Source organism: Mediterranea sp. ET5, assembly GCF_023337025.1.
GTDB lineage: Bacteria > Bacteroidota > Bacteroidia > Bacteroidales > Bacteroidaceae > Phocaeicola_A.
On sequence record NZ_JAMBLN010000004.1, the window covers coordinates 47,167 to 62,328 of the forward strand.

Sequence of the window (15,162 nt, forward strand, 5' to 3'; positions counted from 1 at the left end):
CGTTGTCGGGCGTCCGTCCGCCGGTGTCGGCAGGCTCAGAACGCCTCGGTCATGTTCAGGTAAAACAGGTTCTGGCGGTTGACCATGTCGCGCCCGAAGTCCAGGCGCAGGTTCATTCGCGGCTGAATCTCGATGCGCAGACCCACACCGAGGTTGGGCAGCACGCCTTCGACCCTCGTCGGGCGCGGGCCCATGAAGCCTGCCCCACCCCACACGGCGTAGCCCACGTGGTGGAGCATGCGTTTCACCCAGGTCGTCCGGTCGGTGTTAATCATCTGACGCCATTCGGCAAGTGCCAGATGAGCGCTCTTGTCGCGGAACTGTCCCATGTAGTATCCTCGCAGGTCGAAGGGAGTGCCCGTGAGGGCGTACTTCAGCAGCGGGACGGTGCCGAAGACATTGTTTGACTGCACGGTCCACGTCAGCACCCGGCGCTCGCCCATCGGGCGGTACTGCCGGTAGTCGAGCTTCAGCTGATAGAAGTTGTTGTCACTTCCGAAGGCGCGGGTGTACGCCATGCCGCGCACGTCGAGATACAGCCCCCTGTAGGCATTCGAGGGCACGTCCCGCGTGTCATAGGACACCACGAAGCCCAGACCGGAGCTGAGCTTGTGGTAGCTGCCCGGCTTGCCCCCGTCCGCCACGTAGGAGGCGTCGGCGACTATCCCGGCGGCTGCGCTGCTGATGTCGTCGTAGTTGACATCGAACTGCGGACCGACGAAGAAGTCGCTCTCTCCCACCCGGAAGAGGAACTGCGGGTTGAGCTGGAAGCCGCTGTAGGAGTATTCGGTGGTAGCCTCGCCGCGCTCCGTCCGCTTGTTCGTCACGTATCCCACGCCGTAGTAGTTCTCCACCGTGTTCTTCCAGCTGAAGGTGCCGAAGATGCGGAAGCGATCTCCGCGGAAGAAGAGCTGCGGACGGACCATGAGGTTCACCCCGCTCCCCTTGAACATGTATGCCATCGTCAGGGGGACGACCGACCGTTGCAGGAGCGTGTCGGCAGGGTCCGTGCGGAAGGTCATCAGTGCCGTGGCGCCAAGCACCACCCCGAAGTCCGGCGTGTAGCCGGGACCGCCCATGATGTTGTAGTGCAGGTTGCGCTTTGCCACACGCTGACGCCTCAGGGCGCGTGCCTCCTTGCGCGAAAGTCCCTCACCGGCGCTGTCGGCAGGCAGGGGGGCGTCCGTCTGTGCAAACGTCGGCAACAGGCAGCCCAGGCAGAAACAGATACTCAGCAGTCGCTTGTTCATAAGCTCGTCATTGTGTGTGTGTTTGAAGGGCAAAAGTAGTTGCTTTCTGTTAAAGAAACTAATAACGAATGGTTATATAGCTTTAAAATATCAAAACTGAAAGCTTTGGTTGAGTTTTCAGCACCCAATTTCCGCATCCGCGAGTGTGCGCCAATCCGCTTTTATGTGTATTTTTGCGAACGGACGGAACCGTCCGTATACCCCGCCGGAAGGGGCTCAAAAGGCGCCTTTGTAACCATCTGTGTATCAAGGTTTCCGTGAGCACCTGTCGGTACGTTCGTACGGACGCGTCGCCACGAGCGTACGGACGCGTCCGTACGACGGTGCGGACACGTCCGTACGAAGCTTCCCACCTGCGGAAGGAGAAAAACGGACGCGCCGGGACGCGGAAAAGGACAAAGTTTGTAGTGTTTTTTCTCAAACGGAAGTCGGACGCCACCCCCGCTCCTCCCGCCGGCTGAAGCAGACACAACGCCTCTTCGGCTGAACAACCGGGACACAGCCTGCACAACGGCAGGTTGCGGACGACGGAAAGCCGGACGCGCGGCGTGCACTATATAATAAGGTGAGAATTCATCATCAAGACATATCAGGACTATGAAACGAAAAGTGATTGGAATCGGAGAAACGATTCTCGACATATTGTTCCGCGACGGACAGCCCACGGCGGCGGTGCCGGGCGGCTCGGTGTTCAACGGCATCATCTCGCTGGGGCGCATGGGGGTCCCCGTGGACTTCATCAGCGAGACGGGCAACGACCGTGTGGGGCGCACGATTCTCGACTTCATGCGTGCCAACGGCGTGGAGACGTCGCACGTCAACGTGTTCCCCGAGGGCAAGTCGCCCCTGTCGCTCGCCTTCCTCGACGAGCACAACGACGCGGACTACCTCTTCTACAAGGACTATCCGTCACAGCGGCTCGACGTCGTCTTTCCGGAGATAGCCCCGGATGACATCGTGATGTTCGGCTCCTACTTCGCGCTCAACCCCGTGCTGCGTCCGAAGGTGCTGGAGTTCCTGACCTACGCCCGGGAGCACGGCGCACTGCTCTACTACGACGTCAACTTCCGCTCGACCCACGCCTCCGACGCCATCAAGCTGACGTCGACCATCCTGGAGAACTTCGAGCTGGCAGACATCGTCCGTGGGTCGACAGACGACTTCCGCCACATGTTCGGCATCACGGACGCGGACCGCATCTACACGGACAAGGTGAAGTTCTACTGCCCGCGGCTCATCTGTACCTCCGGTCCGGAAGCCGTGACACTGCACAGCGAGCAGGTCAGCAAGACCTACCCCGTGCCTCCCGTCGAGACGGTGAGCACCGTGGGCGCAGGCGACAACTTCAATGCCGGCATCGTCTACGGCCTGTTGAGCGAGGGCATCCGGCGCGATGACCTGCCCCGCCTGACCGAGGCAGACTGGGATGCCGTCATCCGCAGCGGCATGGACTTCTCTGCCGAGGCGTGCCGCAACCTGGGCAACTCCGTCTCCCTGGATTTTGCGGAGAAACGGAAAAGAGGGGCTTCCTTTGGCAATTGAGGATTGACAACAAACAATTACCGCCTTGCAGGACATGGGTTCCACAAGGCGGTAACTATAGAGGCGACCGGTCTGGTCGCCCCTGCATTCCCACCTTCCCGGGCTTTGGTCAACACCGGACGAGAATTGTCAAATACGGATTGGCACGTTTATTTCTTGCCCCCTCCGAAGACATAGCCTACGGACAGGCCGAAGTTGTTGTACCCCTCCATGCAGGCACGCGAGTACGCCGTCACCCGCCAGTGGCGGATCAGCTCGACGCCTGCCCGCGCCGTGAAGAGGAAGCGTGTACCCTCGTCGCCGTAGGACCCCTGCATCTCCTTGCAGCCGGCTACGCCGAGTCCCATCCCCACAAAGGGAGAGACAGACTTGCCGCGCATGAAATTGTAGTCGCCCAAGAGCGAGAACGAGGTTATCCGGCAGGCGAGGTCGCCCTCAGCCGGATGGCGCACGGTGCTGCCCATATAGAACTCAGCACCGAAGTCGATGGGGAGGAAGCTCACGTTGTAACGTCCTTCGAGGGCGAAGGCAGGACCCAGACGCCGGTGTCCGGCGTAACTCTCCAGTCCGTAGGTGGTACCCACAGAGAGTTCCACCTCAAAAGGCTTGACTTTTTGTCCCCAAGCCTCAGTCATCAGTCCCAACAGGGCGATGACGATAAACAAAGATTTCTTCATACGATTATAGATTGATAGGTTAAACCCGAAGCGGTCCGTCGGACGTCCCGAACCCTCTTTCGCTTCGAGGGCCTGTGCTCCGGGTCGAAGTCAGTCATTCACACGCGGACAAAGATACACATCCGTCCAAGGAATCCCATCCACCGGTCCAATCGTTAGGAAAGATTAGCAAACCCGTCCGCCCCCTTAACAAACCCCGTCGATTTTTTAGAAGCTAAAGGCGCTGAGAATTCAAAAATCGCGCCCCGATGGACGGATGGTCGGAAAAAAACGCATTCTCAGGCGATTCGCGAAATACACTTTGTCAGCATACAGGCGCATCCGTAGCACATCTGTAACCCATATACAGTTCTATTTTGTCACAATCGGACCGTGAAATGGCTGAATCGGCTTACATTTTAATAGTTGTCAGTCGGACGCCTCCGGCACGGTTCCAGCGAAACGGGGCGGCTGACGGACGGAAAGTCCCTGCCATCCCCACATGACAACCGGAAGCCGGAGCACCCGTCAAGTGTTAAACCACGCAAAACCGCCTGCCTGCCCCCACATTTATCTCCCCGGGACCGACAGTCCTGAAACTTAAAAAATTATCTTTGTGGCAGACTGCTTCTTTAACCACCAAACACCACCACTCATGAACGTACACTTCAAGCGTGGGTTCGTAGCCATGTTGCTATGGAACCTGTTTCTCCTGCTCCTTGTCGGCATCAACAGTCTCTGCACCGGCAAAGGAATCAGCTTCCACCTGTTTGGCGACGAAATCGGAAACGCCGCGTATTTCTTCCTCGCCCTCTGGTCGCTCGCATGGTTCTTCGTCGGGCACCACGGCAGCAGGGAGTACACGGCGCAGAAAGCCGTCTTTGCCGCACAATACCCCGACGTGGATGAACGCCTGCTGACACCCGCCTTCCGGAAGGCGTACTTCGCCCGGTACTTCAAGTACATCTACCGCGTACTCGCCGTGATGACCTTCTTCTACGGCGCCGCCTACTGGGAGCACTTCACGACACGCACCGGGGTCTACATCACCTGCTTCATGCTGGTGTCCCTCGTCTGCTACCACTACCATCGGAAGTGGCAGGTCGAGGAGATGAACTGAACGTTGCGGGAGAGAAAGAACTGAACACGGTCTGTATGCCGACGGGGCATGCAGACCGTGTCTGTTTCCGGAGGGGCGCCTCCTTATTTATCTATAAAACCGTGGGAGCAACAAAACGGAAAAAGGAAAATTTCCCTAACTTTGCAGGCTGTGGATGAAGAAAGTCTCTTGATACTCCAACAGCAACCAAACGAAACAAACCCACGAGGGGCGTGACCGCATACTGCCGACGGCACTGACCCGCAGACCCGACGGCACACCCCTTCCCTAACCATTTTTGAACAGTATGGAATTAAACTACGACGTGGTCGTCATCGGCGCAGGACACGCCGGATGTGAGGCGGCAACCGCTGCTGCCAACCTCGGTGCGCGTGTCTGCATGGTGACGATGGACATGAACAAGGTAGCCCAGATGAGTTGCAACCCCGCCGTGGGTGGCATCGCCAAAGGACAAATCGTCCGCGAAGTCGACGCCCTGGGCGGATACATGGGACTGGTGACCGACCGCACCGCCATCCAGTTCCGCATGTTGAACCGGTCGAAAGGCCCTGCCATGTGGAGTCCCCGCGCACAGTGCGACCGGGGGAAATACATCTGGGCATGGCGCGAGGTGCTCGACCGTGTGGACAACGTGCACATCTGGCAGGACACCGTCACCGAACTGCTGGTGGACAACGGCGAAGTGACCGGCGTACGCACCCAGCTCGACGTGACCATCCGTGCCAAGGCTGTCGTGCTCACGGCGGGCACGTTCCTCAACGGGCTGATGCACTTCGGACGGGTGAAGCTGCCCGGCGGACGTGTCTCGGAACCCGCCTCGCTCCTGCTCACCGAGTCCATCGCCCGGCACGGCATCCGCTACGCCCGCATGAAGACCGGTACGCCGGTGCGCATCGACGGACGCAGCGTGGACTTCAGCCTCATGGACACCCAGGACGGCGAGAACGACTTCCACAGCTTCTCCTTCATCAGCGAACCGCGCAAACTCAGACAACTGCAGTGCTGGACGTGCTACACCAACCCCGCGGTGCACGACGTGCTGCGCAACGGACTCCCCGACTCCCCGCTCTACAACGGACAAATCCAGAGCATCGGCCCGCGCTACTGCCCGAGCATTGAGACAAAGATTGTGACCTTTCCCGACAAGGAGCAGCACCAGCTCTTCCTCGAGCCCGAGGGCGAGAACACCGAAGAGCTTTACCTCAACGGCTTCTCCTCGTCCCTCCCCATCGACATCCAGGTGGAAGCGCTCAAACACATCCCCGCCTTCCGCAACCTGGTCATCTACCGCCCCGGCTACGCCATCGAGTACGACTTCTTCGACCCCACCCAGCTCAAGCATACGCTGGAGTCGAAGGTCGTGAAGAACCTCTTCTTCGCCGGTCAGGTGAATGGCACCACGGGCTATGAGGAAGCCGCCGGTCAAGGACTCGTCGCCGGCATCAACGCCGCCATCAACTGCGGCGGAGGCGAGCCGTTCGTGCTCCACCGTGACGAGGCATACATCGGCGTGCTCATCGACGACCTGGTGACGAAGGGAGTCGACGAGCCCTACCGGATGTTCACATCGCGTGCAGAGTACCGCATCCTGCTCCGCCAGGACGACGCCGACATGCGTCTCACGGAGCGTGCCTACCAGCTGGGGCTCGCCACCCGCGAACGCTACGACCGCCTCTGCCGGAAGCGTGAGGACATCGGGCGCATCCTGAAGTTCACCGAGACCTACTCCATCAAGGCGGACCTCATCAACCCCGCCTTGGAGAGCTTGGGAACGACGCCCCTGCGCCACGGTTGCAAGCTGGTCGACCTCATCAACCGACCCCAGATTACGCTGGAGAACATCTCCGCCCACATCCCTGCCTTCAAGCGTTGCCTCGACAGTGTGACAGAGCGGCGCGACGAGACCATCGAAGCCGCAGAGGTGCGCATCAAGTACCAGGGCTACATCGACAGGGAGCGGATGATTGCCGAGAAGATGCAACGACTGGAGAGCATCAAAATCCGCGGCAAGTTCGACTACGCCTCGCTCCAGTCCCTCTCCACGGAGGCACGTCAGAAGCTCCAGCGCATCGACCCCGAGACCCTTGCCCAGGCAGGACGTATCCCCGGCATCTCACCCAGCGACATCAACGTCCTGCTCGTCCTGATGGGACGGTGAGAGTCGCCGCGTTCCACGTGAAACAATCAGTATAACTAAATTCAACAATAAGCTTATTATGAGCAAAGAAACACTAAAGAACAGTTTAAGAACTGTAAGAGACTTTCCCATACCCGGCATTCTGTTCTGGGACGTGACCACCCTCTTCAAGGACGCTGCCTGTCTGCGTGAGCTGGAGGACATCCTGTATGAGATGTACAAGGACAAGGGCATTACCAAGATTGTGGGTATCGAATCGCGCGGATTCATCATGGGAGCCGCCCTCGCCGTCCAGCTGGGAGCCGGATTCGTCATGGCGCGCAAGCCTGGCAAACTGCCTGCCGAGGTTCTCGAGGAACACTACGACAAGGAGTACGGCAAGGACACCATCCAAATCCATAAGGACGCCATCACCGAGGACGACGTGGTCCTCCTCCACGACGACCTGCTCGCCACGGGAGGAACCATGTGCGCCACGCACCGCCTCGTGGAACGCTTCCACCCGAAGCAGATTTACGTCAACTTCGTCATCGAGCTGACGTCCCTCCACGGACGCGACAACTTCCCCGAGGGCGTCAACCTCGAAACCGTCCTGCAAGTGTAAGGACTGGGACGGCAGGTGCCGGGTGTCCATCCGGTCCCGGCACACCGCCCTTCCGGTCTCCCGGACGGGAAAGCATTCCTCCTCCACATCCATTCACAACGAACCAGACAAGCACGCATTCATGGCTGAACACAGCAACTTCAACAACTACCTGCGGGGCATCGTGCAGAACCTGCCCGACAGTCCGGGCATCTACCAGTACCTGAACAAAGAGGGAGTCATCATCTACGTAGGAAAGGCGAAGAACCTCAAGCGACGGGTCTACTCCTACTTCAGCAAAGAGCACGAACCGGGCAAGACGCGCGTACTCGTCAGCAAGATTGCCGACATCCGCTACATCGTCGTCAAGACGGAGGAAGATGCGCTCCTGCTCGAGAACAACCTTATCAAGAAGTACAAGCCCCGCTACAACGTCCTGCTCAAGGACGACAAGACCTATCCGTCCATTTGCGTCACGAACGAATACTTTCCCCGCGTCATCCGGACACGGAAGATTGTGCGCAACGGCTCCACGTACTTCGGTCCCTACAGCCACATACCCACCATGAACGCGCTGCTGGAGCTCATCAAGCGGCTCTATCCGCTACGCACGTGCCACCTCGCACTGACCCCCGAGAATGTCGCAGCGGGAAAGTTCCAGGTGTGCCTCGAATACCACATCAAGAACTGCAAAGCGCCGTGCATCGGTCTGCAGTCACACGAGGAATACATGGCGAACATCGCGCAGGTGAAGGAGATTCTCAAGGGAAACACCCGAGAGATAGCCGCCGCGCTCATGGACGAGATGCAGGCACTCGCCGCCGAATTGCGTTTTGAGGACGCGCAACGGGTGAAGGAGAAGTACGAGCTTATCGAGGCGTACCGCTCCCGCAGCGAGGTGGTGAGCGCGGTGCTGCACAACATCGACGTCTTCTCCATCGCCGAAGACGGGGACTCCGCCTACATCAACTACCTGCACATCACGAACGGCTGCGTCAACCAGGCGTTCACCTTCGAGTACAAACGGCGCATGGACGAAACGAAGGAAGACCTGCTCGCCATGGGCATCGTCGAGATGCGCGAGCGTTACAAGAGCCGTTCGCGCGAAATCATCGTGCCGTTTGAGCTGGACCTGGAGCTCGCCGGGGTCACGTTCACCATCCCGCAACGGGGCGACAAGAAGACACTGCTGGACCTCTCGCTGCTCAATGTGAAACAGTACAAGGTCGACCGTCTCAAGCAGGCGGAGAAGCTGAACCCGGAGCAGAAGAGCGTCCGCCTCATGCGCGAAATTCAGGAACAGCTGCACCTGCCGAAGCTGCCGATGCTAATCGAGAGTTTCGACAACTCGAACATCAGCGGAACCGACGCCGTGGCTGCCTGCGTGGTGTTCAAGAAAGCCAAGCCGTCGAAAGCGGACTACCGCAAGTACAACATCAAGACCGTCGTCGGACCAGACGACTATGCGTCGATGCAGGAAGTGGTCCGCCGACGCTACAGCCGCGCCGTGGAGGAAGGAACGCCCCTGCCCGACCTCATCATCACCGATGGCGGAAAGGGACAGATGGAGGTCATCCGCCAGGTCATCGAGGACGAATTGCACCTTTCCATCCCCATCGCCGGACTCGCCAAGGACAACCGCCACCGCACGTCGGAACTGCTCTACGGCTTCCCGCCCGTCACCATCGGCGTGAAACAAAGCACTCCGCTCTTCCATCTGCTCGAACGCATCCAGGACGAGGTGCACCGCTTCGCCATCACCTTCCACCGCGACAAGCGCAGCAAGCGTCAGGTGGCATCCGCCCTCGACACGGTCAAGGGCATCGGGGAAAAGCGGAAGACTGCCCTGCTGAAAGCCTTCAAGAGCGTCGCACGCATCCGGAAGGCGTCGGTGGAGGAACTGGCAGCCGTCGTCGGCGAAAAGGCCGCACAGAGCCTGAAACAGGCCCTGACGGAGGACGCGACGGGACAGTCCGAAGCAACCGATTGACCACAGCCGACGCATCATTCCGCCGCCTTTTGATACGCCGTATGGCAAACTATCCGTATCTTTGTGACAAAAACAGACTTATGCGAATCGTTATACAACGCGTACGCCATGCCTCGGTCACCATCGACGGCGTACTGAAATCATCCATCGGGGGCGGCATGCTCGTCCTCGTGGGCATCGAGGAAGCCGACACACAGGAGGACATCGACTGGCTCTGCAAGAAGACGGTCAACCTGCGCATCTTCGACGATGCTGACGGCGTGATGAACCGCAGCATCCTGGATGCCGGAGGGGATATCCTCGTGGTAAGCCAGTTCACCCTCCACGCATCGACCCGGAAGGGCAACCGCCCCTCCTACATCCGTGCTGCCAGACCGGAAGTGTCCATCCCGCTCTATGAAGCTTTCTGCCGGACGCTCTCTGCCGACCTGGGCAAGGCGGTGCAGACGGGGACTTTCGGTGCGGACATGAAGGTGGAACTGCTCAACGACGGTCCCGTGACCATACTCATCGACTCAAAGAACAAGGAGTGAACGGAACTCCCACCCAATCCATACAGACTATGACAATCGAAGAAGCTCAACAGACAGTAGACCGCTGGATACACACCTACGGGGTGCGTTACTTCAGCGAGCTTACCAACATGGCAGTGCTCACCGAGGAAGTGGGCGAACTTGCCCGGGTCATGGCACGCCGCTACGGCGACCAGTCGTTCAAGCCGGGCGAGAAAGACAACCTTGCCGACGAGATGGCGGACGTGCTGTGGGTGCTGCTCTGCCTCGCCAACCAGACGGGCACAGACCTCACCGAGGCTTTCCGCCGCAACCTGGAGAAGAAGACGGCACGGGACAAGGAACGACACAAGAATAACCCTAAACTATAAGAGCATGATGAAAGAGAACCACGAACATGAATGTCATTGCGGGCAGCATCATCACGACGATGAGGGCTGCCACTGCGAACAAGAGTACGGGCACGACTGCTGCCACGATGACGAATGTGACTGCGAGGCTTGCGAAGACACGCCGGCAGACGACGAAGACCGCGAACACCTCCATCAGCCCAGCAAGTACGACGCTGCCCTGGCGAAGTATGAGACGCATCTCGACGATGATGCCGTAACGCAGGCCGTTGACGCCATCATCGAGAGCAAGGTAGCGGGCAACGACAACGAGGACGTGAAGAAACTGCTCTTCTCGTGCCTTGACCTCACCTCGCTCCGTACGGCGGACAACGACGAGAGCATCCTCCGCCTGGTGGAACGGGTCAATACGTTCGACGACGCGCATCCGGACCTGCCTCACGTCGCCGCCATCTGCACCTACCCCAACTTCAGTCACCTCGTTAGCCAGTCGCTCGAAGCGGAAGGGGTCGAAGTGGCTGCCGTGTCGGGCGGATTCCCGTCAGCCCAGACCTTCACCGAGGTGAAAGTGGCAGAGACAGCCATGGCACTGCACGAAGGAGCGACCGAGATTGACATCGTGATGCCGGTGGGGAAGTTCCTCGACGGTAACTACGAAGACCTCTGCGACGAAATCGAGGAGCTGAAGGACATCTGCGGGGACAAGCCGCTCAAGGTCATCCTGGAGACTTCGTTGCTCCGCTCTGCCTCGAACATCAAGCGGGCAGCTGTCCTGGCAATGTATTGCGGGGCGGACTTCATCAAGACCTCCACGGGCAAGGACTGCTCGGTGGCGACTCCCGAGGCTGCCTACGTGATGTGCCAGGCTATCCGGGAGTACCACACGCAGACAGGAAGGATGGTGGGCTTCAAGGCTGCCGGAGGCATACGCTCGGTACACGACGCCCTGGTCTACTACTCCATCGTACGCGAGCTGCTGGGCAAGGAATGGCTCACGCCGCGCTACTTCCGCATCGGGGCGAGCTCCCTTGCCAACGCACTCCTCTCCGACCTGTTGGGCGAAGAGACCAAGGCGTTCTGAAGCGACGGCTTCCTGCATCAACGGCGCAGGAGGATGCCTGGGGCAACAGAGGGTTGTCCGGGGCATGCTTCCGCGCCGCTCTGTTTATACCCCGACGGTCACGGGACCGTGCAAGGCGCTCCCCTCCCTCACAGGGGGAGACGGACACTGGGACAAATACCTTCCGCCACGTCCGCTATAAATTCGCAACAATCCTTAAAGAACGTTTCCCCCTATTGCAAAAACCATTTTAACACTTCCGAAATTTCAGAAGCTAAAGACGCCAAAAAGGCAAAAATACCGACCGAGGATACAGGAGATGGGAAAGAAGGGCATTTTCAGCGCATTCATAAAATACATATTGACACATACACAGACCTTCTCTTATCTTAGAGAAACAGAATACGCCCATACTCCATCCATTCGTAAGAGTACAGGCGTATTTTGTTAGCAATATAACACTTCGGAATTGAGCACGTGTCCGCACAAACTAGAAAAAAGATGCACACTTCGGGGATAGTTTGTGCATCCACCCGTCCGAACGGCGGATCGGAAGCCCCGGAAGCCTAGCGGACGTTGTGACGGACGGAAGGCGCACCGAAGTAACTCGGGTGACGGTTGTCGGGATTGACCACGATGCGCTCGAGCACCACCTCCGGGTCGGTCATGAAGACCTTGAGCGTATGAAGTCCGGCAGAGCGGACGGGCAACTTCACGGTGAGCCAGCGCAGGTTGTCGAACACTTCGTTGCGGCGGAGTTGCCCGGTGCCGGTCAGTCGGATGCTCGTATCCTGACGGGGGAGCGGCTTCAGGTTCGGCGACTTCTCCAAGTTGGCAGGCGTGTATTCGGCAAATTCGTCCTTGAAGCCCTGACGGGCATCAAGCGTCAGCGGAGCCTCGTCGTCGAGGGAGACGGCAAGGCGCAGGCCGCGCTCGGGGTTGACATCCTGCGTGGGGAGGATACCGATGCAGAGCGATACGCTGTCGGCGTCAGTCAGCAGCACCCGGTATTCGAGACGGGGAGCCTCGGATGGCTGCGCACTCGGGGCTGTAACGGGCTGGATGCCCATGCAGCCTTCGTCGCGTCCCAGGTCGGGGAGCAAGGTCCAGGCGGCTGCCTTCCCGGGAACGTTCCGGTTGAAGGCAATGGCAGGGATGGAGAACTCGCTGCCGCTGACGTTACCGAAGTAGGGTTCGTCGGTACGGGGCGCCTCGCCCTTGACGGCACGTACGGCAATCGGGACGCGCGTGTCACCGCTGACAATGGTCACCTGCCCTTCGTGGGTACCGGCTTCGAGGGCACCCCAGTCGATGCTGACCAGCAGGCGGGCTTCGTCCGTCAGAGTGCCGGCTGAACGGCTGACACGGAGCCACGGGGCAGAAGGGGTGACGGCATAGTCGAGGCTTCCCGTCCCGCGGTTGAACAGGTCGACAGAATACTCCGATGCCAGCAGGGAATCAAATACAGGGAGTGTCAGGTTGCCGTCCTGCTCCGTGGCTTCGCTGCCTTCCACGCTGACGCCCAGCGCCGGGGATTCGGTCGGGGTAACACGGACGAGCTCGGGCAGCACCGCCTTCTCGGGCATCGACCACTGCGTGTACCCGATGTGAATGTCCTGCATCATGTTCTTCCACTTGCCGCCGGCGAGGGTATCGTTGTAGTAGCGCGTCAGCTCACCGTCTTTCCGGAAGAGGGCTTCCGCCAGGTCGGCATAGCGGTTGGCGAGCGGACGTCCCTGGGAGGCATAGAGCCGGTTGCGCGTCACGGCTGTATAGAGGTTGGCAATGCCGGCAGACGCCACGGCGGGATAGTAGACGAGCTGGAAGTAGGCGTCCTGCATCGCGGCAGGGAGCAGGCGACGCAGGGAGTCGGCACGGTGGGCAACGTCCTGCCACAGCTGCTCGGTGCGGTCGCTCTCGTGGTAGTTCACCACGCTGAAGATACCGGGTACCTGGACTTCCGCCTTGCGCCAGAGGTTGTACTTGGGATAGGCCGACACGAGGGCAGCGACGGCGTCGGCGTGCGCTTCGCCGAAGTTCTCACCCGCCCACGCACGGAGGTAATCGTCCGTACGGTCGGCAGGGATGGCGTCAGGGTCCCACGCATAGCGCAGGATGAAGTCGATGGGCAGTTCCTTCGGCTTGAGGTCGCCTACGTTGACAATCCACAGGTCGTCGATGCCCGTCTCGTAGGCAAGGTGGAACTGTTCGCGGAGCTTCGGGATGGGCGAAGTGTTCACCCAACGGTCGTTCCACGGGCCTCCGTTCATGTCGATGTGGTAGTAGAGCCCCATGCCGCCGCGGCGATTGCGCTCCTTCAGCGGTCCCGTGCGCCGGATGTAACCCCAGTTGTTGTCGCAGAAGAGCAGGAGCACGTCATCGGGCACGGTGAAGCCCTTGTCATAGTAGCGCTGCACCTCGGTGAAGATGGCCCAGAGCTGGGGCACCTCGGAGGCGGGACGTCCGTAGACTTCACTGATGATGGCACGCTGTCCTTCGACGACCTTGGCGAGCGTCTGCATGTTCTCCTCGTCGTCGCCTTTGCCCATCGCTACGCCACCGTCGCCGCGCATGCCGATGGTGATGAGGTTGTCATACGTCCGGTTGCGCTCCAGCCCGTCGCGGAAGAAGCGGTCCAGGCGCGTCTTGTTCGTGGCATAGTTCCACTCCCCCACCTCGTCACGCCGACGGGTATACTCCTTGTGGGCGCGCATCATCGGCTTGTGGTGCGACGTGCCCATGATGATGCCGTAGATGGTGCCGCGCTTATCACTGCCGGCAATCACGAGACAGCCGTCCACGGTTGCGATGAGGTAGGACTCCCACTGTCCGCTGACGGACGAGGCGTCAAGCTTTCCTGCCTCCACCAGCCGGTCGATGAGGGGCTCTTGCCCAGTGTCCCCACGAGGACGGATGCGGGGGCGGGCTCGTCAGTCTGTACGAGCCGTGGCAGGATGCCGGTCACGCGTTGCACGTCCTGCGTCAGGTCACCGGCTGCGCGGACGACGCCTTCCCAGTCAGCGGAAGAGACGAGGACGGAGGCTGCCCGGCCGTCAGCTGCCAGGCAGAAGGCTCCCGGGGCGGATGTGTAGCGGACGTATTGCGGAAGGGTACTGAGACAGTCGGTCTTCACCGGACCGGCTGCATGCAGGGCAAGTGTTACAAGAAGCAGCAGAAGGGTCAGAATGGATTGTTTCATGGGTGATAGCATTTAGGGTTGTTCCTACGGACGGACGGCATCTGCCGTCTTCCTGCAAAGTTAGCGTACGCGGCAGCGCATCGGCAAATCCGGTTGTTTCATTCTTCATTGATCTGGTTACACAGCGGCGGAAAACCGGGGGCGGACTGTTGACTATTGCCCTGCGGTGCGAGCAACCCGTTCCGTCAGGCGGTGAACGGAGGGACGACCGGTGAGCAGAAAGCAAAGGGAGGGCGTGCATACCGGTGGAAGCATGCATCCGTAGAAACAGGAAGGCTACGCGAAGTAAACTCTCCGCACAGCCTCCCAACCGTTCAAAGTAAAAATGTAATAACCCGTAAGCTCCGGCCTACACCACCTTCATCAGATCATTGATGCCGACAAAGGCATAAGCTGCGATGTAGCAGGCAAAGACCACGACAAGGAGGACAGAGCCTACCTTATTTAAAGTTGACATAGGATTATCCTTACTTTTCAGCTTAGCATATTCTTGCTTGATACCGAAGAAAGCGCCTATGAAAAGCAAAGCATGCACCAAGGTCCCCCCTATGCTCATAACGACAGAGTACTCGGTAAGAACACGACAAGTAAAGATAAACCATAATAAAATACGAAACCAAACTTGCTCTAAAAGTGAACTAGAATTTTTCATACTTACTCCTCCTTTCTTATAGATTAAATTTAATTGTTAACAGTTTGATTAGAACAGGTTATCCCATATACTTTTACTTTGGATTTTCTTTCGAAGCAATTGGCGGATGCC

At 59.1% G+C, this 15,162-nt stretch carries 14 protein-coding genes; 9 read left to right on the forward strand and 5 right to left on the reverse strand.

Annotated features, from left to right (window positions below; translation table 11 throughout):
- Positions 1-35 precede the first annotated feature (35 nt).
- Positions 36-1,250, reverse strand: a complete 1,215-nt coding sequence (locus M3087_RS03960; RefSeq protein ID WP_249093897.1) for a BamA/TamA family outer membrane protein — start codon at positions 1,248-1,250, stop codon at positions 36-38.
- 241 nt (positions 1,251-1,491) lie between these two features.
- On the opposite strand from M3087_RS03960, the gene M3087_RS03965 reads away from it, so the two are divergent.
- A complete protein-coding gene (locus M3087_RS03965; protein WP_249093899.1) occupies positions 1,492-1,737 on the forward strand; it encodes a hypothetical protein in 246 nt (81 codons plus the stop codon).
- Between the two features lie 110 nt (positions 1,738-1,847).
- A complete protein-coding gene (locus M3087_RS03970) occupies positions 1,848-2,792 on the forward strand; it encodes a carbohydrate kinase family protein (protein ID WP_249093901.1) in 945 nt (314 codons plus the stop codon).
- Between the two features lie 149 nt (positions 2,793-2,941).
- On the opposite strand, the gene M3087_RS03975 is transcribed toward M3087_RS03970, so the two are convergent.
- Positions 2,942-3,469: an outer membrane beta-barrel protein gene (locus tag M3087_RS03975; RefSeq protein WP_022383366.1), complete on the reverse strand. Its 528-nt coding sequence runs from the start codon at positions 3,467-3,469 to the stop codon at positions 2,942-2,944.
- Positions 3,470-4,103: 634 nt separating this feature from the next.
- Between M3087_RS03975 and M3087_RS03980 the strand changes: the two genes are divergently transcribed.
- From M3087_RS03980 to deoC, 7 genes are all read left to right on the forward strand, one after another.
- Complete coding sequence (locus tag M3087_RS03980) at positions 4,104-4,568, forward strand: hypothetical protein (RefSeq protein WP_249093903.1); 465 nt, start codon at positions 4,104-4,106, stop codon at positions 4,566-4,568.
- A 286-nt stretch (positions 4,569-4,854) separates the two neighbouring features.
- Positions 4,855-6,726, forward strand: coding sequence for a tRNA uridine-5-carboxymethylaminomethyl(34) synthesis enzyme MnmG (gene mnmG / locus M3087_RS03985; protein WP_022383368.1), 1,872 nt, complete (start codon positions 4,855-4,857; stop codon positions 6,724-6,726).
- 58 nt (positions 6,727-6,784) lie between these two features.
- Positions 6,785-7,309 carry an adenine phosphoribosyltransferase gene (locus M3087_RS03990; RefSeq protein WP_249093905.1) on the forward strand — a complete coding sequence of 175 codons (525 nt, stop codon included), beginning with the start codon at positions 6,785-6,787 and terminating at the stop codon, positions 7,307-7,309.
- Positions 7,310-7,430: 121 nt separating this feature from the next.
- Positions 7,431-9,278, forward strand: a complete 1,848-nt coding sequence (uvrC, locus tag M3087_RS03995) for an excinuclease ABC subunit UvrC (protein WP_249093907.1) — start codon at positions 7,431-7,433, stop codon at positions 9,276-9,278.
- An 80-nt stretch (positions 9,279-9,358) separates the two neighbouring features.
- The gene (gene dtd, locus M3087_RS04000; RefSeq protein WP_106483863.1) at positions 9,359-9,811 is read left to right on the forward strand and encodes a D-aminoacyl-tRNA deacylase; all 453 of its coding nucleotides are present in this window, start codon (positions 9,359-9,361) and stop codon (positions 9,809-9,811) included.
- A gap of 29 nt (positions 9,812-9,840) precedes the next feature.
- Positions 9,841-10,161 carry a nucleotide pyrophosphohydrolase gene (locus tag M3087_RS04005; RefSeq protein WP_022384924.1) on the forward strand — a complete coding sequence of 107 codons (321 nt, stop codon included), beginning with the start codon at positions 9,841-9,843 and terminating at the stop codon, positions 10,159-10,161.
- 7 nt (positions 10,162-10,168) lie between these two features.
- Positions 10,169-11,221: a deoxyribose-phosphate aldolase gene (gene deoC, locus M3087_RS04010; protein WP_249094019.1), complete on the forward strand. Its 1,053-nt coding sequence runs from the start codon at positions 10,169-10,171 to the stop codon at positions 11,219-11,221.
- A gap of 545 nt (positions 11,222-11,766) precedes the next feature.
- On the opposite strand, the gene M3087_RS04015 is transcribed toward deoC, so the two are convergent.
- The 3 genes from M3087_RS04015 to M3087_RS04025 form a co-directional block, all read right to left on the reverse strand.
- A complete protein-coding gene (locus M3087_RS04015; RefSeq protein ID WP_249093909.1) occupies positions 11,767-14,067 on the reverse strand; it encodes a glycosyl hydrolase 115 family protein in 2,301 nt (766 codons plus the stop codon).
- Positions 13,983-14,399 (reverse strand): hypothetical protein, encoded by a 417-nt coding sequence (locus tag M3087_RS04020; RefSeq protein ID WP_249093911.1) that lies wholly within the window; start codon positions 14,397-14,399, stop codon positions 13,983-13,985. The genes M3087_RS04015 and M3087_RS04020 overlap by 85 nt, the downstream gene beginning before the upstream one ends.
- A gap of 349 nt (positions 14,400-14,748) precedes the next feature.
- Positions 14,749-15,051, reverse strand: a complete 303-nt coding sequence (locus tag M3087_RS04025; protein ID WP_249093913.1) for a hypothetical protein — start codon at positions 15,049-15,051, stop codon at positions 14,749-14,751.
- Positions 15,052-15,162 lie beyond the last annotated feature (111 nt).

What these genes read in the sequence shown, in the direction of transcription:
- M3087_RS03960 (WP_249093897.1), bottom strand. Translation starts at nt 1,250, where the DNA reads ATGAACAAGCGACTGCTGAGTATCTGTTTCTGCCTGGGCTGCCTGTTG.
- M3087_RS03970 (WP_249093901.1), top strand. Translation starts at nt 1,848, where the DNA reads ATGAAACGAAAAGTGATTGGAATCGGAGAAACGATTCTCGACATATTG.
- M3087_RS03975 (WP_022383366.1), bottom strand. Translation starts at nt 3,469, where the DNA reads ATGAAGAAATCTTTGTTTATCGTCATCGCCCTGTTGGGACTGATGACT.
- M3087_RS03980 (WP_249093903.1), top strand. Translation starts at nt 4,104, where the DNA reads ATGAACGTACACTTCAAGCGTGGGTTCGTAGCCATGTTGCTATGGAAC.
- mnmG (WP_022383368.1), top strand. Translation starts at nt 4,855, where the DNA reads ATGGAATTAAACTACGACGTGGTCGTCATCGGCGCAGGACACGCCGGA.
- M3087_RS03990 (WP_249093905.1), top strand. Translation starts at nt 6,785, where the DNA reads ATGAGCAAAGAAACACTAAAGAACAGTTTAAGAACTGTAAGAGACTTT.
- uvrC (WP_249093907.1), top strand. Translation starts at nt 7,431, where the DNA reads ATGGCTGAACACAGCAACTTCAACAACTACCTGCGGGGCATCGTGCAG.
- dtd (WP_106483863.1), top strand. Translation starts at nt 9,359, where the DNA reads ATGCGAATCGTTATACAACGCGTACGCCATGCCTCGGTCACCATCGAC.
- M3087_RS04005 (WP_022384924.1), top strand. Translation starts at nt 9,841, where the DNA reads ATGACAATCGAAGAAGCTCAACAGACAGTAGACCGCTGGATACACACC.
- deoC (WP_249094019.1), top strand. Translation starts at nt 10,169, where the DNA reads ATGAAAGAGAACCACGAACATGAATGTCATTGCGGGCAGCATCATCAC.
- M3087_RS04020 (WP_249093911.1), bottom strand. Translation starts at nt 14,399, where the DNA reads ATGAAACAATCCATTCTGACCCTTCTGCTGCTTCTTGTAACACTTGCC.
- M3087_RS04025 (WP_249093913.1), bottom strand. Translation starts at nt 15,051, where the DNA reads ATGAAAAATTCTAGTTCACTTTTAGAGCAAGTTTGGTTTCGTATTTTA.